Source organism: Janibacter sp. HTCC2649, assembly GCF_000152705.1.
Taxonomy (GTDB): domain Bacteria; phylum Actinomycetota; class Actinomycetes; order Actinomycetales; family Dermatophilaceae; genus Knoellia.
In genome coordinates this window covers 2,387,750-2,405,135 of the sequence record NZ_CH672413.1, presented here as the reverse complement: position 1 = coordinate 2,405,135, position 17,386 = coordinate 2,387,750, and the positions used below count along the sequence as shown (strand labels likewise).

At 69.7% G+C, this 17,386-nt stretch carries 16 protein-coding genes and 1 pseudogene; 5 read left to right on the top strand and 12 right to left on the bottom strand.

Features of this window, described 5'->3' with window-relative positions:
* Positions 1 to 61: 61 nt before the first annotated feature.
* Positions 62 to 697: a VOC family protein gene (locus JNB_RS11515; RefSeq protein ID WP_009776644.1), complete on the top strand. Its 636-nt coding sequence runs from the start codon at positions 62 to 64 to the stop codon at positions 695 to 697.
* 98 nt (positions 698 to 795) lie between these two features.
* Here JNB_RS11515 and purB read toward each other — a convergent pair whose 3' ends face one another.
* Positions 796 to 2,205, bottom strand: a complete 1,410-nt coding sequence (gene purB, locus JNB_RS11510) for an adenylosuccinate lyase (RefSeq protein ID WP_040884701.1) — start codon at positions 2,203 to 2,205, stop codon at positions 796 to 798.
* 120 nt (positions 2,206 to 2,325) lie between these two features.
* Between purB and JNB_RS11505 the strand changes: the two genes are divergently transcribed.
* Together JNB_RS11505 and JNB_RS11500 are read left to right on the top strand one after the other, a co-directional pair.
* Entirely contained in the window at positions 2,326 to 3,708 is a 1,383-nt protein-coding gene (locus tag JNB_RS11505) for a hypothetical protein (protein ID WP_148232392.1), read from the top strand.
* Positions 3,709 to 3,743: 35 nt separating this feature from the next.
* Positions 3,744 to 4,163, top strand: coding sequence for a hypothetical protein (locus JNB_RS11500; RefSeq protein ID WP_009776641.1), 420 nt, complete (start codon positions 3,744 to 3,746; stop codon positions 4,161 to 4,163).
* A gap of 6 nt (positions 4,164 to 4,169) precedes the next feature.
* Here JNB_RS11500 and JNB_RS11495 read toward each other — a convergent pair.
* The 8 genes and pseudogenes from JNB_RS11495 to JNB_RS11460 all read right to left on the bottom strand — a co-directional run.
* Positions 4,170 to 4,565, bottom strand: a pseudogene (locus tag JNB_RS11495) (hypothetical protein); the annotation flags it as partial.
* A 145-nt stretch (positions 4,566 to 4,710) separates the two neighbouring features.
* Positions 4,711 to 5,235, bottom strand: coding sequence for a low molecular weight protein-tyrosine-phosphatase (locus JNB_RS11490; RefSeq protein WP_009776639.1), 525 nt, complete (start codon positions 5,233 to 5,235; stop codon positions 4,711 to 4,713).
* A 13-nt stretch (positions 5,236 to 5,248) separates the two neighbouring features.
* Positions 5,249 to 6,166, bottom strand: a complete 918-nt coding sequence (locus JNB_RS11485) for a M56 family metallopeptidase (protein WP_009776638.1) — start codon at positions 6,164 to 6,166, stop codon at positions 5,249 to 5,251.
* Between the two features lie 16 nt (positions 6,167 to 6,182).
* Positions 6,183 to 6,578 (bottom strand): BlaI/MecI/CopY family transcriptional regulator, encoded by a 396-nt coding sequence (locus JNB_RS11480; RefSeq protein ID WP_009776637.1) that lies wholly within the window; start codon positions 6,576 to 6,578, stop codon positions 6,183 to 6,185.
* A 5-nt stretch (positions 6,579 to 6,583) separates the two neighbouring features.
* Positions 6,584 to 8,200, bottom strand: a complete 1,617-nt coding sequence (gene cydC, locus JNB_RS11475; protein ID WP_009776636.1) for a thiol reductant ABC exporter subunit CydC — start codon at positions 8,198 to 8,200, stop codon at positions 6,584 to 6,586.
* Positions 8,197 to 9,816: a thiol reductant ABC exporter subunit CydD gene (gene cydD / locus JNB_RS11470; RefSeq protein ID WP_009776635.1), complete on the bottom strand. Its 1,620-nt coding sequence runs from the start codon at positions 9,814 to 9,816 to the stop codon at positions 8,197 to 8,199. The genes cydC and cydD overlap by 4 nt, the downstream gene beginning before the upstream one ends.
* 16 nt (positions 9,817 to 9,832) lie before the next feature.
* On the bottom strand, positions 9,833 to 10,873 hold the full coding sequence (gene cydB, locus JNB_RS11465; protein ID WP_009776634.1) for a cytochrome d ubiquinol oxidase subunit II: 1,041 nt from the start codon (positions 10,871 to 10,873) through the stop codon (positions 9,833 to 9,835).
* 44 nt (positions 10,874 to 10,917) lie between these two features.
* Positions 10,918 to 12,384: a cytochrome ubiquinol oxidase subunit I gene (locus JNB_RS11460; protein ID WP_009776633.1), complete on the bottom strand. Its 1,467-nt coding sequence runs from the start codon at positions 12,382 to 12,384 to the stop codon at positions 10,918 to 10,920.
* Positions 12,385 to 12,536: 152 nt separating this feature from the next.
* On the opposite strand from JNB_RS11460, the gene JNB_RS21320 reads away from it, so the two are divergent.
* Positions 12,537 to 13,058 (top strand): hypothetical protein, encoded by a 522-nt coding sequence (locus JNB_RS21320; protein WP_148232391.1) that lies wholly within the window; start codon positions 12,537 to 12,539, stop codon positions 13,056 to 13,058.
* 58 nt (positions 13,059 to 13,116) lie between these two features.
* Here JNB_RS21320 and JNB_RS11450 read toward each other — a convergent pair whose 3' ends face one another.
* Positions 13,117 to 14,799 carry a substrate-binding domain-containing protein gene (locus tag JNB_RS11450; protein ID WP_009776631.1) on the bottom strand — a complete coding sequence of 561 codons (1,683 nt, stop codon included), beginning with the start codon at positions 14,797 to 14,799 and terminating at the stop codon, positions 13,117 to 13,119.
* Positions 14,800 to 14,866: 67 nt separating this feature from the next.
* Entirely contained in the window at positions 14,867 to 15,256 is a 390-nt protein-coding gene (locus JNB_RS11445) for a phage holin family protein (protein WP_009776630.1), read from the bottom strand.
* A 96-nt stretch (positions 15,257 to 15,352) separates the two neighbouring features.
* On the opposite strand from JNB_RS11445, the gene hisC reads away from it, so the two are divergent.
* Positions 15,353 to 16,453, top strand: coding sequence for a histidinol-phosphate transaminase (gene hisC / locus JNB_RS11440; protein ID WP_009776629.1), 1,101 nt, complete (start codon positions 15,353 to 15,355; stop codon positions 16,451 to 16,453).
* Here hisC and JNB_RS11435 read toward each other — a convergent pair.
* Positions 16,363 to 17,385 (bottom strand): EamA family transporter, encoded by a 1,023-nt coding sequence (locus tag JNB_RS11435; RefSeq protein WP_009776626.1) that lies wholly within the window; start codon positions 17,383 to 17,385, stop codon positions 16,363 to 16,365. The genes hisC and JNB_RS11435 overlap by 91 nt on opposite strands.
* Between the last annotated feature and the right edge of the window lies 1 nt (position 17,386).

Genomic DNA, 17,386 nt, shown 5'->3' with positions numbered 1-17,386 from the left:
GAAATCCCCTCAGCCACACCCGTGTCAAGACCACCCCTCAAGGTGTGTCACGATTATCGGCATGCGAGTCGACCATGTTGTCTATGCCGCAGAGAACGACGGGGCGCGAGCCACGGCCGGACGTCTGGCCGAGCAGCTCGGAGTAGCAGCCGTCGACGGGGGTGTGCACCCGCGCTTTGGGACGCGCAACGTCATCCTTCCTCTCCTCGGTGACCGTTATCTCGAGGTTGTCGAGGTGCTCGACCACCCCGCGTCCGACAAGGCGCCGTTCGGCCAGGTCGTGCGTGCCCGCTCCCTGGCCGGTGGAGGCTGGCTCGGTTGGGTGGTGAGCGTCGAGGACATCACCAAGCAGGAGCAGCGCCTCGGTCGCGAGTCGGTCACGGGCAACCGTCACCGCCCCGACGGTGTCGAGCTCCGCTGGAAGCAGCTCGGCGTCAAGGGCCTGCAGTCCGACCCGCAGCTCCCGTTCTTCATCGAGTGGGACAAGGACGTGCCCCACCCGTCGTCCGGCGGCGTCACCCAGGTGGCGCTGCGTTCGCTCGAGATCGCGGGCGACCCCGAGCGCGTGCGTGACTGGGTCGGTGTCGATGAGGACTACGTCCCCGCCGATGTCGAGTTCAACTTCATCGCGCCCCGCGGCAACCCGGGGATCCTGTCGGTGACCTTCGAGACCCCTTCGGGTCCGGTCACCGTCTGAACCCTTGAACGCCGGCCCAGCCGGCCGGCATACCCGAAAGCGCCCCGCACGGACCACGGTCCGGCGGGGCGCTTCGCGTTGTTAGAGGTGCGGCTGGGTCAGGCCAGGTGGTCGACGAGTGCCGGCGCGATGCCCACGTAGGTCTGGGGTGTCATCGCGGCGAGGCGTTCCTCAACCTCAGCCGGGAGGCCGAGGCCCTTGACGAACTCGACGAGCTCGGGCTGGCCGATGCGACGACCGCGAGTGAGCTCCTTGAGCCGCTCGTATGGCTCCTCCATGCCGGGAACTCCCTGGGCGCCGAGTGCACGCATCGCCGACTGGATCGGCTCACCGAGGACCTCCCAGTTGCCGTCGAGGTCGCGCTCCATCGCGGCGGGCACGGCGTCGAGACCGGCCAGACCGCGGGTCGCGTTGTCGAGGGCGAGGAGCGAGTGGCCCAGGGCGACACCGATGTTGCGCTGCATGCTCGAGTCGGTGAGGTCGCGCTGGAGGCGGGACTGGACGAGGGTCGAGGCGAGGACGTCGAGGAGGGCGTTGCTGACCTCGAGGTTGGCCTCGGCGTTCTCGAAGCGGATCGGGTTGACCTTGTGCGGCATCGTCGAGCTGCCGACGGTGCCCTGGCCGCGCACCTGCGCGAAGTAGCCCATCGAGATGTAGGTCCAGACGTCGGTGCAGAGGTTGTGCAGCACACGGTTGAAGCGCGCGACGTCGGCGTAGAGCTCGGCCTGCCAGTCGTGGCTCTCGATCTGGGTGGTCAGCGGGTTCCAGGTGAGGCCGAGGCCTTCGACGAACGTCTCGCTGATGTCTTCCCAGTCGGCCTCGGGCACGGCCGCGAGGTGCGCGCCGTAGGTGCCGGTGGCGCCGTTGAGCTTGCCGAGGAACTCCGCGTCCTCGACCCGGCGGAGCTGACGCTGCAGGCGCCAGGCCAGCACGGCCAGTTCCTTGCCCAGGGTCGACGGCGTCGCGGGCTGCCCGTGGGTGTGCGAGAGCAGGGGGACGGCGCGCAGGTCGGACGCCATGGTCGAGACGGCCTCGACGAGGGTCGCGGCGCGCGGGAGCCAGACCTCTTCGATGGCGCCCTGCACCATGAGGGCGTAGGAGAGGTTGTTGATGTCCTCGCTGGTGCAGCAGAAGTGGATGAGTTCGGCGAGGCCCTTGTCGTCTTCGCTCGGCGCGATCTGCGCGAGGCGCTTCTTGAGGAAGTACTCGACCGCCTTGACGTCGTGCTGGGTGACCTTCTCGGTGTCGGCCATCTCGGCGATCTCGTCGGGACCGAAGTCCGCGACGATCTGGCGCAGCTGGGCCTTCTCGTCGTCGGTGAGGGTGCGGACACCGGGCACGACCTTGCGGTCGGTGAGGTGGATCAGCCACTCGATCTCGACGTGGATCCGCTGGCGGTTGAGCGCCGGCTCGGACAGGTGGTCGACGAGAGGAGCCACCGCGCCGCGATAGCGACCGTCGAGGGCGCCGAGCGCGATGGAGGGAGTGACGTCAGCAAGAGAACCCATGACGCGCATTCTCCCATCGCCGACGGCCTGCGTATGCCGTGGCTCCAGTCCCCGGTCGTGCGCGCCGCGATCTGCCACACTGGCCCCGAATCTTCAGGTGGGGCAAGTGCAGGGGGAGAGATGAATCAAGGGCTGACGCATGCCGGTGTCGAGCGACGTAGCCATGGGTCGGGGGCCGTTGCCCTGTGTGTCGTGGCCCTGCTCGGCACCTTTGCGGTCGCAGTCGTGGCTCCCTACCAGTCGCCGTGGCCCTTCGTCGTGGCCGCCGCCCTCCATGGGTGCGCACTGGTCTGGCTGGTGAGGACCGTGCGTTCGGGTCGTCGTGAAGAGGTGGCGCCCCGGGCCATCGACTTTGTGTGGGGCGCACTGCCGCTCGTGGTGGGTGCGGTGGCCCTCGCGCTGCTGCTCCTGATCGCGCAGGAGTCCGGCATCAGGGGAAGTGCTCTGCCTCGCGTGCTGAGTGGGGAGCCGCTCGGGGCCGACTATCCCTATCTCATCGCTCTCGTCACGGTGGTTGCCGTCATGGCGACCGCCGTCGTCAGGCTCGTGTCGTTGGTGCATGGACTCCCGTCGGCCAAGGCGGCTTCGCAGCGGGCCGAGGCCGCTGCGGGTGCAGCGACCGAAGCTGTCGTCGGCGCGCTCGCGGTCCCTGCCGAGCCTCGCACGACCGTTGCGGTCACCTCATCCGACGACTCCTTCTGGCGGAGGCTGATGAGCCCCGGGGCGTGGGTGCTCTTCGGGATATGTGTGGTCCTCAGCATCCCTGGGCTGTGGATCGTGGCCGCGGACTACGACGGGAGCCTGGGTCTGCTGGGTTACCCCCTCTTCTTCATGGCGGCGCCAGTGACCGCCTGGGCCTGCTTGGAGTCGCTGTGGCGGCGAGATCGCGAACTCGGAGTGCTCTTCCCGGCCGTCGGGCGCAGCATCGTGGTGGCAGTGGTGACGGCTCTGCCCATCGGGATCCTGGACACGATCTTCGTGCAGCTCCCACCCTTCGTCGATCGGGTGCGTTCCTTCCAGCGCCCTGACGAGGTCTATGAGGGCCACTCCTGGTTCCCGCTTGAGGGGCAGTCCGTCCTTGAGTCCGTCGGCTTCGACCTGACCATTGGCGGGATGGCCATCGCGGGGGTGGTGGGCTTGTTCACGGCGGTCTTCGTGGTCCTGCCCGTCACGGCCTTCCGCGACCCCGACCAGTTCATCCGGGAGCAGGGTCTGAGCCGCGCCCCCGAGCACCGGGCACGCAACGCGGCGGTGGTGCGGGTCCTGGCTCTGGGCCTGCCCCTGGCGTTCGTCGTCCCGGCTCTCCTCGTCAACTCCAACTCCGACGACCCCCGGCGCTGGATCGGCATCTTGCTGGCCGTGGTGGGCGTCCTCGCCGGTTACTACGTCTGGCGCAACCAACGGGTCGACGTCGCGGGACGCAGTGCGTCGGGAGCGCCAATGGGAGTCCTCAACCCGGAGGACCGCGCGTCGCTGCGTCGAGGCGAGGAAGGCTCCGACTGAGGTTGCAAGGCTCCGCGGGGACCTAGACTCCCCGGGTGTCCATCCCCACCCGAGCGCCCGGCGAGTCGTCACCGGTGCACCCCGAGGTCGTGCGGCGCCTGCTGCGCTCGGAGCCGTTCGCGAGGAGCCGCCGCTTCGCCCATCGGCTGGACACCGAACCGGTGCTGCTCGAGGAACTTCTCGACCTGGTGCGGTTGCGTCACCTGGAGAACGACGAGCGCCTGGCACCTCTCGCAGGGCTCGTCGCCCAGGCCGTCGACTGGTTGGGTGGCTCGGCCCTCGAGGCGGACGACTCAGCGGCGCTCGTCGCCCGGCGCCACATGACTCTCGCCGCGCTGAGCTATCTCGTCGACTTCAATGACGTCATCCCGGACGACACAGTGGGCGGAACCGTCGACGACTTCGTGGTCCTCGACTACGTCCTCACGCGCGCGCTCAACCCGGCCGCTCGCTGACGCACCTCACGAGGCGATCCACCTTCCGATCGTCCACACGCCGACGCCGAAGATCGCGATGATCGACAGCGCCACGCCACAGAGGATGAGCGTGCCCACGACGTCCAGCACACGGTCGGCTCGCGGTTGGGCAGCCCGCACTTTCGCCTCGTGACGCTGGATGGTGGTTCGCTCGGCCTGACGAGCCTCCTCCTGGAGGTGAACCAGGTGGGGCTCGGACGCCAAGGCCGCCCGCAAGGGTCCGGGGATCGTGCGCCACTGAGCGGCGGCATCGCCATGCTGTTCACGCCAGGCCGCGATGGCCTCCCGCGCGTTGGCGTCGTCACGACCCGTGACGAACCACAGAGCTCCTGCGGCCGGCAGGTCGTGCATGACGTGGTGAATCTGCGCGAGCTCGTCGGCGACGGCAGCATCCGGTCGATGGGTCTGGAGCCCCCCTCAAACGGTCGCGCGCCTTCCACGCGCGGCCCTCAGCCGCGTCGTGTCGCGCTCGCTCCAATGCATACATGCGAGCAGCATCAGGCCCAGCGGCCTTCCGGACAACTGCTTATCCGGTGAAGGCCACAGCCCGCACGTGGTCGACGATGCCGGGCACGGCGGCCCGAACCTCGGCGTAGGTCTGGTCGAACGACGCGTCGTCGCCCCACCACGGGTCGTCCATGTCGAGGTCCTCGGCCGCGACCGAGGTGGGGTCGAACGAACGCATCAGCTTCACCTTGGCGCGGTCCTCGTCGCTCGGCGCCAGCCTGAGCAGCCTCTGCTGGTGGCCGCTGTCGGCGGCGAGCACAAGGTCGAGCTCCGCGAAGTCCTGCGCCGTGAAGCGTTGCGCCCGGTGCCCGTCCCAGCCGTGGTCGGTGTGCCCGTTGCGGCGCAGGACGGCGATGGTCCGCGAGTCCATCGGGTTGCCGCTCTCCTCCGCGGACGTGCCGGCTGACGTCACCTCGACGTCGAGACCCGCGTCCTCGAACGCCTCCCGCAGCAGCCACTCACCCATCGGCGACCGACAGATGTTGCCGGTGCAGACCACGGAGATCCGGTATGCCGTCTGCTCGCCTGGCGTTCTCTCACTCATGTCCCGCAGCCTCTCACTGCCAGGCAAGGCCGAGGAGGGCGAGGGGAAGGATGAGGACGACTGCGGCGTAGGCGTACATGAGCACGATGGTCAGTGAGGACAGGGGTTCGGCGGCGAGGAGGCGCATCCGGGCGGCGGTCGTGCCGTCGCCACCGGCGCCGAGTCCGGCCTCGGGTGCCTGTCCTTGCGCGAGGGTCAGGAGGGCCCGGGCCGTGGTGACCGGACCCGAGCGGCGCACGGCCGCCCGGTCGGCCAGGGCCTCGACGAGCAGGCGCACCTCCCGCAGAGCCTCGGGCGAACGCACCGGGTTGGGCACGGAGTGGTGCAGGACCGTGAAGTACTCGATGAGCAGGTCGTGCCGCCCCCGCAGGTGCGCCCGCTCGTGGGCGAGCACCGCATCGAGCTCGTCGTCGGGCAGGGCAGCGAGGGCGCCCTGCGTCAGGACGACTCGCGACCGTCGCCCGGGGAGGCAGTACGCCGTCGGAGTGGCGTGATCGAGAACGCGTATGCCGTCCGCTCGCCCATCGCTCTCTGGTGCGGCGAGGACGTCGACGAGTTCACGGTGGCGGGCCCGGGCGGCCCGGAGTCGGGTGCCGATGCGGTGGCCCGAGAGGAGGAGGCGACCCAGCACGAGGACCGTCACGACGGCCGCGATCGTGAGGACGATCCAGCGCCGGTTCTCCATCCACCAGATCGTGGTGGCGCAACCGTTCTGGCTGCTGCACGCGAACCAGCCGTAGGTGGTGTCGTTGAGGTACGCGACCGCTGCCGGCCCAGCGCACAGCGCGGCGATCACGGCCGAGAGGGAGACGGCCTGCCAAGCCACCAGGGCGGGGCGTGGCGCTCGACGGAAACTGACGAGCCGGGCCATTGCTCGCGGGGCAACGCCAGCAAGGACGACGGCGAGGGCTGCGAGGAGGAGGGCGTACATGCTCGAGGTTCGACCCTCAGCCGCGCCGCTGCTCGACCTCGGAGAGCGCAGCGCGCAGGTCGTCGAGCTCCTCGGGCGTCGCACCATCGAGGAAGTGCAGCAACGTCGCCCGACGATCGTTCGCGTCCCCGAGGGAGGCCCGCATCGTCTCGGCGGTGAGCGACGCACGCGTGCCGGCCGGGGTGTAGCGCCAAGCCCGCCCGTCGCGCTCGCGGGTGACGAGTCCCTTCTTGGACAGGCGATCGAGCACCGTCATCACCGTGGTGTAGGCGAGGTTCCGGTCAGCGGGCAGGGCCTCGAGCACGTCGCGCACGCTCGCACCCTCGGGTCGACGCTCCGACGACTCCCACAGCTGCTCCATGACGACGCGCTCGAGATCACCGAGGCGGGGAGCGGCGGGGGTGGTGGGCACGGCGATCAGTCCTTGCGGGTGGGCGAGAGTTCGAGGACCTCGTCGACGGCGTCGAGGCCTTCGTGACGGTGGCTGACGACGACCACGGTACGCCCCGAGGTGGCGACCCAGACGTCCCGCATGACGCTCACCGCAGTGGCGTGGTCGAGGTGGGCCACGGGCTCGTCGAGGAGGATGACCGGTCGCCCCGACAGCACCGCGCGGGCCAGGGCGAGCCGGGCGCGCTCGCCGCCGGAGACCCCGCGCCCACCGGCGCCGAGGCGGGTGTCCAGCCCAGCGGGCAGCCCCGCGAGCCACGTGCCCAGACCCGAGACGCGCAAGGCGGCGATGATCTCCGCGTCGCTCGTATCCGGCTGTGCCAGAACCAGATTGGCGCGCAGGTCTGCGGCGAAGATGTGCGGCTCGTCGTCGACGATGGCGAGGAGGTCACGCACGGCATCGGCGTCCAGGTCGGTGACGTCTCGACCGTCGATGAGATAGCGACCGGCGGCGGGGTCGAGGGCTCGGGCGAGGACGGCGAGCAGCGTGGACTTGCCGGTCCCGTTGGCGCCGACGAGCCCGATCCGACGTCCGGGCGGGAGGTCCAGGTCGACCGGCCCGACGTCCACGCGACCGTCGGTCCAGCCGGCCACGACGCCCTCGAGTCGCAGGTGGGGTGCTCGCGAAGAGGGCTGTCCTGAGCCGGCGTTGGCCACTGCGGGCGTCTGGTCCAGCAGGGCATCGACCCGCGACAGGCTCTGCTCGGCCCGGGCCTGGGCGCGCACGGCGTCGGCGAGCGGCAGCACCGCGTCTGCCAGGGCTGCGGGAACGACGACGAGGAGCGCGACGACAGCGGGGGAGAGGCTGGAAGTGGTGGCCACCGCAGCCATCACGATCGTTGCCACGCCCGTCAGGGCGAGGACGCCTCCTGTGACCAGGGCCCGCCCGCGGCTCTGCCGACCCAGGGCCCGAGCCAGGTCGGCGTGCGCTCGGTCGAGTCGATCGAGCACGTCACCCGTCGCTCCGATGGCCTGCAGCTCCGGAGTATGCCGTGCCACCAGCTCCGCCGCGCGACTCACCTCCGCGCGAGCCTCTCCGAGGAGGGGCTGCGCGTCGCGTTCGAGGGCCAACCCGACGCGGGAGGTCAGCGCCACGAGCAGCATCCAGACCGCGACGACGACGCCGGCGATCGGCTCGAGGGCGCCGGTGAGGAGGACGGCGAACAGAGCGGCGACAGTGGCCGACAGCACCGGGACCCGCACCCTGACATGGGCTTCGACGACGTCGGTGAGGTCGTCGACGACCCCGCCGAGGACGGCGCTTCGGGACCGGCGGCCAAGGCGAGCCGGAGTGAGAGGGATGAGGGCGGCATACACGGACGTTCGTGCGGTGGCGAGGTCGCTCAGGGCCGAGTCGTGGGAGCGGAGCCGCTCGAGGTGACGGAAGAAGGGCCGGGCCATGCCGAAGGCGCGCACCCCGACGATCGCTGTGAGCAGGGTGAGAATGACCGGGCGCTCGGCCGCGCGCACGATGAGCCAGCCGGAGGTCGCCGTGAGGGCGACGCCCGAGGTCAGGGCCAGTCCACCCCAGGCTCCGGCGAGAGCATCGCGACGACGGGGGACGACTGACTCAAGAACGGTCATGACCCCACCACCGCCATCGCGTGTCCGAGGTGCAGGTGCTCGTCGGCGACGGAGACGAGCTCGGAGGAGTGGGTGGCAGCGATGACGCAGCGATCCCGGGCGAGGGTGCGGATGAAGGTGACGACCAGGTCGGTGCCGGCGTGGTCGAGGTGGGCGGTCGGTTCGTCGAGGAGGAGGACGGGCGCCTCGGAGAGCGCGGCCCGAGCCAGACCGAGGCGGAGCCGCTGCCCCGCCGAGAGGCCGAACCCGTCGTCGCCGAGCGCTGTCGAGAGTCGGTCCGGCAGGCCGGCGACGAACTCGTCGAGCCCGACCCGCGACAACGCCGCCCACACGTCGATCTCCGTGAGGTCGGGGCTGGTGCCGAGTCGGACCGCCTCCTCGATGGTCCCGTCCGGGAGGAACGGTCGCTGCGTCACGTAGTGCACGGGCCCCGTCGCGATCTCGCCTGCACTTGGCGTGCGGACTCCCGCGAGCAGGTCGAGCAGAGTCGTCTTGCCGGCCCCGGATTCCCCGGTGACCACCGTCAGCCCGGTCCCGGCGCTCAGGGTGACGTCGTCGAGCACGAGCCCCTCCGCCCACGGGTAGGCGTACCCCACGCCCTCTGCCCGAACATTTTCGTCCAATAGGGCAGGAATGGTTTCCGCCATTCGTGCCCTATTGGACGAAAGTGGCAGCAGGTTGGGGGTCTTCAGTTCGGTGAGGATGTCGTCGATGGCGGTGGCTCCGTCGGCGGCGGCGTGGAACTCGGCGCCGACCCGTCGGATGGGCCAGTAGGCCTCGGGCGCAAGGAGGATCGCGAGCAGCCCGGCCTGGAGGGTCATCGATCCGTGGGTCAGCCTCAGGCCAACCGAGACCGCGACGATCGCCACCGAGATCGTCGCAAGGAGCTCGAGCGCGGCCGACGACATGAACGCCAACCTCAGGGTTCGCATCGTGGCGAGCCGGTGCTGCTCAGAAACGTCCTTCACGACCTCGACCTGACGCCGCGCCCGGCCATAGGCCACGAGAGTGGGCAGGCCGCGCATCACATCACCGAAGTGACCGGCGAGCTGTTCGAGCGCTCGCCACCGGCTCAGGGTGTCGTCCTGCGTCGTCCGTCCGATGAGGGCCGCGAAGAGCGGCAGCAGGGGCAGTGTCACCACGACGATGACTGCGCTGAGTGGATCGACCACGACGAGGGTGGCCACGGCGAGGACCGGCACGACTGCTCCGGCGACGAGCGCCGGGAGGAAGCGGGCGGCATACGGTTCGACGGCATGTGCGCCCTGCGCGGCGAGCGTCGATGCTCGTTCGACCCCGGGTCGCCCCTCTGCCGGCGAACTCACCCAGCGTGCGAGCAACCGACGCCGCAGGGCCGAGCTGACGGCAGTCGCCGTGCTCGCTCCGATGCGCTCGACGAGCATCCCCAGCCCCGCTCGTACGAGGAACGCCACGACGACCCAGGTTGCACTTCGCTGCCAGTTGCCCTGTGAGACAACGTCGGTCACGAGCCGGGCGAGGGCAACGGCCAGGCCGATGGCCGCAGCTCCCTGCAACGCGGCGACCACGGCGAGGATGGCCACCGGTCGTCGAACGGCCGGCACGGCCCGCAGCAGCCGGGGGTCAAAAGGCTTCATGGGGTATGCCGTCCGCTCACTTCACGAGGACCGGTGCGGGGATGTGGTGGGTCGAGAGACGCCGACGGAAGACCCAGTACGTCCAGGCCGTGTAGAGCAGCACGATCGGCACGAAGAGCAGCGCCGCGACGGTCATGATCTGCAGTGTCATCGTCGTGCTCGATGCGTTCTCGATGGTGAGCGAGGCGCCACCCGCCAGGGTCGTCGGCATGACCGCGGGGTACAGGGCGACGAAGTAGGAGGCGGTGGCGGCGACCCAGGTGAGGGCCGTTCCGCCGAAGGCGAGTCCCTCGCGTCCGGCGCGGCCCGCGAGCAGACCGCCGACGAGTCCGGCTGCGGCGACGACTGCCAGGGCGGCCACGGCCAACGATCCCTGGGTGGTGACGAGCCAGCCGAGCAGCAGGACCGCCAGCACCGCGGCGACGATGCCCACCTGCCACGCGATCTGGCGGGCCTCCTCGCGGATCGGCCCGTCGGTCTTGAGGGCGAGGAAGTGGGCTCCGTGGGTCACCGACAGGGCGACGAAGGTGGCGCCGCCGAGCAGGCTCGGGAGGTTGAGCAGGGTCCAGAACGAGCCGGCATACTCGAAGTTGGCATCGAGCGGAACGCCGCGCACGACGTTGGTCAGTGCCACGCCGACGAGGAACGGCGCGAGCACCGAACCCGCGACGATCGCCATGTCCCATCGCTGCCGCCACGTGTCGTCATCCCGCTTGTGGCGGTACTCCAGCCCCATGTTGCGCACGATGAGCGCGACGAGGAGGACGAGCAGCGGCAGGTAGAAGGCGGAGAACATCGTGGCGTACCAGTGGGGGAACGCCGCGAACATCGCGCCGCCGGCGGTGAGCAGCCAGACCTCGTTGCCGTCCCAGTGCGGACCGATCGCGGTGAGCATGACCCGGCGACGGTTCTCGGACTCGACGACGCCGTTGCCCACGTGGGGGCGGCGACCGAGGACGGGCAGGAGGGCGCCGACCCCGAAGTCGAAGCCCTCGAGGGTGAGGTAGCCGGTCCAGAGCACTCCGATGAGGATGAACCAGATGAGCGGGTAGTCCATGTCGGTCTCGCTCTCGCGGGGTTGGGGAAGGTGGGAAGGAGGGGTCAGTAGGCGAACTGGAGGGGTGCGTCCTCGGCGGGCGCGTCCTCCGGTTCGTGGAAGGGCTCGGCGCCGTGGGCGACGTAGCGCAGGAAGAGGCGGACCTCGACAACGGCGAGCACGGCATACAGGAGGGTGAAGACGGTCATCGAGGTCCAGATCTCACCTGCGGAGACCGAGGGCGAGACACCGAAGGCGGTCGTCATCAACCCGTTGACGAGCCACGGCTGGCGGCCGGTCTCGGTGAAGATCCAGCCGAAGCTGTTGCCGAAGATCGGGAGCAGTGGTGCGGCGATCCCCGCCCACACCCACAGGCGTGACACCGGTGGTCGCGAGCGGCCACGCGTCACCCACAGCAACAACAGGGACAGCCCCATCGAGGCGAAGCCGAGTCCCATCATGAGGCGGAAGGTCCAGTAGGCCAGGGGCACGTTGGGGGTGTAGTCGGCGTCGGCCGCGATCCGCGCGACGTCCGTCCCGTAGGTGCGTTCGATCCCCGCGACCATCTCGGCGTTGCGCGCCTTGATCTCGTTGATGCCCTCGACCGTGCCGTTGGGGTTGCCGGTCGCCATGAAGGCGAGGACCTTGGGCACCTTGATCGCGAAGACCTCGTGGTTGCCGTCGAGCGTGCCGATGGTGAAGATCGAGAAGGCCGCGCCCGTCTGGGATTCGTAGAGCGCCTCTGCGGCAGCCATCTTCATCGGCTGGACCTCCGTCATGATCTTGCCCTGCACGTCGCCGGTGATGACGACGCCGAGGCTCGCGACGAGGGTGAGGACGGCGCCGAGGCGGGTGGCCTTGCGATACATGGGGACGTCTTCGGCGTCAGCCGCGCCCGGCTGCGCGGCCCGCCGCCACAACCAGACCCCGACGCCCATGACAACCGCGCCACCGACCATGTAGGCCGACGTGATGACGTGTGGGAAGGCGACGAGCTGCACCTTGTTGGTGAGGATCGCGAGGAAGTCGGTCATCTCGGCACGCCCCGACTCGGGGTTGTAGCGGAAGCCGACGGGGTTCTGCATGAACGAGTTCGCCGCGAGGATGAAGTAGCCAGAGAGCAGGGTGCCGATGTGGACGATCCACATGGTGGCCGCGTGCAGCTTCTCGGGGATGCGCCCCCAGCCGAAGATCCAGAGCCCCAGGAAGGTCGACTCGACGAAGAAGGCGAGCAGCGCTTCCAGCGCCAGCGGTGCTCCGAAGATGTCCCCCACGAAGCGCGAGTAGTCCGACCAGTTCATCCCGAACTGGAACTCCTGGACGATCCCCGTCACGAGCCCGAGCGCGAAGTTGATCGTGAAGAGCTTGCCGATGAACTTGGTCAGGCGCAGCCACTCGGGGCGTCGGGTCCGTACCCACAGCACGTGCGTCACGGCGACGACGAAGGACAGGCCGATCGTCACCGGGACGAAGAGGAAGTGGTAGACGGTGGTGATCGCGAACTGCCACCGTGCGAGGTCGACGGGGTCCATGGCTCTCCTGCAGATCGGTCCCTCGAGGGGCTCAAGGTTCTACTACGACTGATAGTAATACGACGATACGTAGTAGACAAGCGAGGCGGTAGAGGCTTTGGTCCTGACGCTCGCTGGGGTTCTGGTGGCCACCTCGTTACGGTGGATGGGTCATGAGTGCTCCCCACCGTCCGCGCCACTGCGCCGCCCCCGCCGCCCTCGGGGCGGCCGGTCGCCCACGCCGCGACGTCCGTCGCGGGCTCTGGATGATGCTCGTCGCAAGCGGTGTGTATGCCGTGCTGGTCGGGACCGCGGCGCTGGGCGGACCGAGCCTGGGCGGACCGCTCTTCCCTCAGGGCCCGACGGGTGTGCACGTCACATCGGGTGAGGGCCAGGACGAGGATGCACCGACCGCCGAGCCGGCTGCGAGCTCGACCGAGGATCCGACACCCTCCACCTCAGCACCCGTGCCGACGACGTCCCCGAACGTCGCGGTGGTCACCGACGGCCCGAGCGGGACGTCGACGTCAGCTGGGGTCAGGGCATCGACTCCCGGCCAGCCCACGGCACGGACAGCTCCGTCCACGTCATCGAGCTCCACGACCCAGCCCAGTCCCACGACCTCCGAGTCGGCGCCCGGAAAGTCGGGGTCGGCCCCCGGCGCGACGAAGAAGCCGCCGAAGCCCAAGCCCTAGATCCGGGCTGGCAGAGCAGGGTGGGCTGGGCCGGCAAAACTGAGCCGAGCCGGGCGCCTCAGGGAGCCTGGGCGGGTTCGCGCGCCAGCAGGGCCTGGACGAACACCGTGAGCAGGTCGTCCGAGGTGTTGGCGGTGTAGGTCGTGCCGCCCGTGGCCGTCGAGATGGTCTTGAGGACCTTGGTGTCGGCCTCGCCCATGCCAATGGTGACGATCCTCACCGGACGCGTGGGGTCGTGGCCCTTCTTGATGTGGGCGAGCAGCTGGTCGAGGTCGAGTCCGCCGCCCGGGTCGTCATTCTTGCCGTCGGTGATGATGACGACCGAGTTGAAGTACTCGGGGTCGTAGGTCTTCGTCATCTCCTCGAACGCTGCGGCCGTCGTGTCGTAGAGCCCGGTGTCGCCGCTGATGTAGGTCTGGAACTTCTTGAGTGCGGCGACGAGGGCGTCGCGGTGGGTTCCCGTGCCCTCGGGCTCGTCGAGGCGAGCGATGGGAGCGATCGCCGCCCAGTCCTTGCCCTTGCCGCCCTTGTCGGTCGAGAAGATCCAGCCGCCGACCTCGCTGCCGTCGGGCAGTCGCTGGGCGGCGGTGATGAGGGACTCCTCAGCCACCGTGGCGCGCGTCTTGCCGCCGGTGTCCTTGGCCACGGTCTTCATCGAGCCGGAGACGTCCATGATGACGAGCATGCGGGCGTCGGCCTTGAGGACGTCCCACTGGCGCAGGGCGTCGAGCCGAGCCGCCGGAGCCATCTGCTTGAGGGCCGTGATGGTGGGCGGGGCGACGCCGTCGATCGTCGGGCCACCGGCGTCGTCGTCGCTGCGGAAACCGGCCCTGGTGAACGCATCGACGGCGCCGGCGGAGGTCAGCGCCCTGAGCCCGGCGTCAGCAGTCTCCTTGAGCTCCGGGCTGAGATCGGGCGCCGGCACCCAGGGGTAGTCCAACGAGAGCGTCCCCGCCTTGGGCGTGATCGCGGCCAGGGTGCCCGGAGCCGATGCGGCGTATGCCGCGAGGGCCTGTTCGCTGAGCGGGAACGGTTCGCTTCGGGTGGTGTTGGACTTCGTCGGGTCCTGGACGCCGGCGAGGAGGTCGGCCGACCCGGTCGCGGCGAAGCGTGAGAGCAGGATGATGCGCTGCCCCGCGGCAACGTCCTTGGTCGTCGGTGTGTCACCGCGTGAGGCGAGGAAGGCCAACCGGCTGGCGGTGTCGAGGTGGGGGTTCGCGAGGTGGATCGCGCCGCCCTTGTTGACGAGGTCGATCCATGACGTGAACTCGCCGCTGAAGTTGTCCTTGCTCTTGACCGGGTTCGCGAGGACGACGGGGGAGTGTGCGAGGGATCCGCCGGCGACCCAGTCGGCCTTGACCGCGGAGCCGCTGCTGCCGGCGGTCGTCTGGTCGAGCCAGACGGAGGAGTCGGCGATCCAGGCATCAGGTGCCCGGCCCTGTCGGATGCGGCTCGCGACGCTCGAGGACCGCAGGCTGGTGACCTCGTAGCGGTGGCACGGATCTGCCTTGGTCGCGGTGGCCAGCTGGGCCTTGACGAGGTCAGCGAGCTCGGGCGTCACCTCGACGCGCAGGGCCCCGGCCGTGCACCCCGTGCCGGAGCTCGTGTCGCCGGAGCCGTCGGAGCCGGTGCCCTTGCCCAGGGCGAAGGCGCCACCGGCGATGACGATGGCACCCGCGACCAGAGCGGCAACGACGCCGCGCTGGCTCGGAGCGCTGTCTGCATTGTGATGACGACCCATGAAAACGACGCTGTTCAGTGAGGAGGGAGCTGAAAAGGGAGCTGGAGGGGGAGGGCCGAGCGGTGGCTCAGTCGTCGTCGCCGTCGGGCAGGACGACGCTCAGCAGCCACGACACGACGGTGATGATGACCGCGCCGAAGACTGCGTCCCAGAAGAAGTCGTCGATGGTGAAGGCCAGGCCGATGGGCTTGGTGATCCACTCCGTGATCTGCAGCATGAACGCGTTGACGATGAACGTGAACAGCCCCAGCGTCAGCACGATGGCCGGGAACGACAGCACCTTGGCGATCGGCCGGATGACGGCGTTGACGAGGCCGAAGACGAGGGCCACGAGCACGATCGTCACGACCTTGCTGGTCCATGCGTCGTCGGTGCCGAAGCTGATGCCGTCGAGGAGACCGGCTGCTGCCCAGAGGGCGACGGCGTTGATGAGGACTCTGATCAGGAAGTTCTGCACCGGGTCATGGTCCCACGAAGAAGGCCCCTCTTGGCCTGTGCGTGTGACGTATGTGGCGTTCGTCGCTCCCGTGAGGTGGCCTCTACAGTGTCGAGCATGACCGACGGCACCGCTTCCACCCCTGCTCCCCGCGTCCGCCTCCGAGGGGCGCTGGACGCCGTTCCGGCCTACGTCGCCGGGCGACCGGCGGCAGCGCAAGCCGGCATCACGGCATACAAGATCTCCTCCAACGAGAACCCGTACCCGCCCCTGCCGTCCGTCCTCGACGTCGTGCGCGAGCAGGCCGGGCAGATGAACCGCTACCCCGACATGGGGGTTTCCGCGCTCACCGAGGCGCTCGCCGCGCGGCTCGACGTGCCGGCCGCGCGCATCGCCACCGGCCCCGGCAGCGTCGGCGTCCTCGGGCAGATCATCACGGCGTTCTGCGAGGCGGGAGACGAGGTGGTGTTCGCGTGGCGCAGCTTCGAGGCCTACCCGATCCTTGTCGCGCTCGCCGGTGCCAAGGCCGTCCAGGTGCCGCTCACGAGCGAGGCGCGGCACGACCTCGACGCCATGGCCGAGGCCATCACCGACCGCACCAAGGTCGTTCTCGTCTGCACGCCCAACAACCCGACCGGCCCGAGTGTGCGGACCGCTGAGCTCGAGGCGTTCCTCGACCGCGTCCCGGATGACGTGCTGGTCGTGCTCGACGAGGCGTACCTCGAGTTCGTCACCTCGGACGACGCCCCCGATGCGCTCGCGATCCACCGTGCGCGTCCCAATGTCCTTGTGCTGCGCACCTTCTCGAAGGCCTACGGCTTGGCGGGGCTTCGCGTCGGGTATGCCGTGGCGCACGAACCGATTGCCGAGGCCTTGCGCAAGGCGGCCATTCCGTTCGGCGTGAACTCCCTCGCCCAGGTGGCCGCGATCGCCTCGCTCGAGGCGTTCGACGAGCTCGACGTCCGGGTCAAGGAGCTCGTCGCCGAGCGCGCCCGGGTCGTGGCCGAGCTCACCAGGCAGGGCTGGGACATCCCCGACACCGACGCCAACTTCGTGTGGTTCCCGGTGGGCGAGCGCACGGCCGAGTTCGCGGCCGCGTGCCAGGCCGTCGGCCTGACGGTCCGGCCCTACGGCACCGACGGGGTGCGGGCGACGATCGCCGAGCGCGAGGCCAACGACCGGCTGCTCGAGGTCACGGCAGCCTTCCCCCGCGACTGACCGCTTGCGTCCGCGCGGATGGTCGCGTTCTCGACCGTCGGCGCGGACGCTGCAGGTGAGGGACGGGGGGTGTGCCGGCCGCCCGCGGTGAGCAGGACGCCCACCACCACGATCGCGCACCCGAGCCACTCCACGAGTGAGGGCCGCTCGCCGAGCAGGAGCCACGCGGACGTCAGGCCGGTGACAGGGACGAGCATCGAGAACGGTGCGACGGTGCCCGCCGGGTGCCGCGCCATGAGCCAGGACCAGATGCCGGTGCCGATGACCGTGGCGATGAGGCTCGTGTAGATCAGGCCCAGGACGGCCGCGAGACCGACCTGGGTCCCGAGGGTCGTGAGGGAGTCCGCGATGCGGGTTGGACCTTCGACGACGAGGCTGAGCAGGAACATCGGGATCGGCGGCACCACGCTCATCCACATGGTGAGGCGCACCGGTTGCGTTGCCCGCGCTCGACGCACGGCAAGGTTGCCGACGGCCCAGCCGAGCCCGCCGAGGACGGTCAGGACGAACGGCCACACCGCCGAGACGTCGCCGCGCTGCGAGCCCACGACGGCGAGCCCGCCCACCGCGATGAGGACGCCGAGCCCGCGCCGGGGTGACAGGTGCTCGCCGAGCAGGGCGCCGAGGACGACGGTGAACGGAGCGGAGCTCTGCAGGACGAGCGAGGCGAGACCGGCCGGCATACCCGTCGCCATGCCCCAGTAGAGGAAGGTGAACTGCAGGATGCCGAACCCCAACCCGTAGAGCAGGATCCAGCGCCAGGCCACGTCCGGCTTCGGCACGAAGAGGACGGCGGCGATCGCCAGCGGCGCCCACCTGAGGGCGACGGCGAAGAACGGCGGGAACTGCACGAGCGTGGCGTGGATGGCGATGAAGTTCACGCCCCACAGGACGGCGACGAGCATGGCGAGGAGACGGTGGCGAGTGGGCACG

Excerpts from the sequence above, each read along its gene's own strand:
- cydD (WP_009776635.1), bottom strand. The coding sequence starts at position 9,816 with ATGAAGCCTTTTGACCCCCGGCTGCTGCGGGCCGTGCCGGCCGTTCGA.
- JNB_RS11450 (WP_009776631.1), bottom strand. The coding sequence starts at position 14,799 with ATGGGTCGTCATCACAATGCAGACAGCGCTCCGAGCCAGCGCGGCGTC.
- cydC (WP_009776636.1), bottom strand. The coding sequence starts at position 8,200 with ATGACCGTTCTTGAGTCAGTCGTCCCCCGTCGTCGCGATGCTCTCGCC.
- JNB_RS21320 (WP_148232391.1), top strand. The coding sequence starts at position 12,537 with ATGAGTGCTCCCCACCGTCCGCGCCACTGCGCCGCCCCCGCCGCCCTC.
- JNB_RS11505 (WP_148232392.1), top strand. The coding sequence starts at position 2,326 with ATGAATCAAGGGCTGACGCATGCCGGTGTCGAGCGACGTAGCCATGGG.
- cydB (WP_009776634.1), bottom strand. The coding sequence starts at position 10,873 with ATGGACTACCCGCTCATCTGGTTCATCCTCATCGGAGTGCTCTGGACC.
- hisC (WP_009776629.1), top strand. The coding sequence starts at position 15,353 with ATGACCGACGGCACCGCTTCCACCCCTGCTCCCCGCGTCCGCCTCCGA.
- JNB_RS11490 (WP_009776639.1), bottom strand. The coding sequence starts at position 5,235 with ATGAGTGAGAGAACGCCAGGCGAGCAGACGGCATACCGGATCTCCGTG.
- purB (WP_040884701.1), bottom strand. The coding sequence starts at position 2,205 with ATGGGTTCTCTTGCTGACGTCACTCCCTCCATCGCGCTCGGCGCCCTC.
- JNB_RS11460 (WP_009776633.1), bottom strand. The coding sequence starts at position 12,384 with ATGGACCCCGTCGACCTCGCACGGTGGCAGTTCGCGATCACCACCGTC.
- JNB_RS11515 (WP_009776644.1), top strand. The coding sequence starts at position 62 with ATGCGAGTCGACCATGTTGTCTATGCCGCAGAGAACGACGGGGCGCGA.
- JNB_RS11485 (WP_009776638.1), bottom strand. The coding sequence starts at position 6,166 with ATGTACGCCCTCCTCCTCGCAGCCCTCGCCGTCGTCCTTGCTGGCGTT.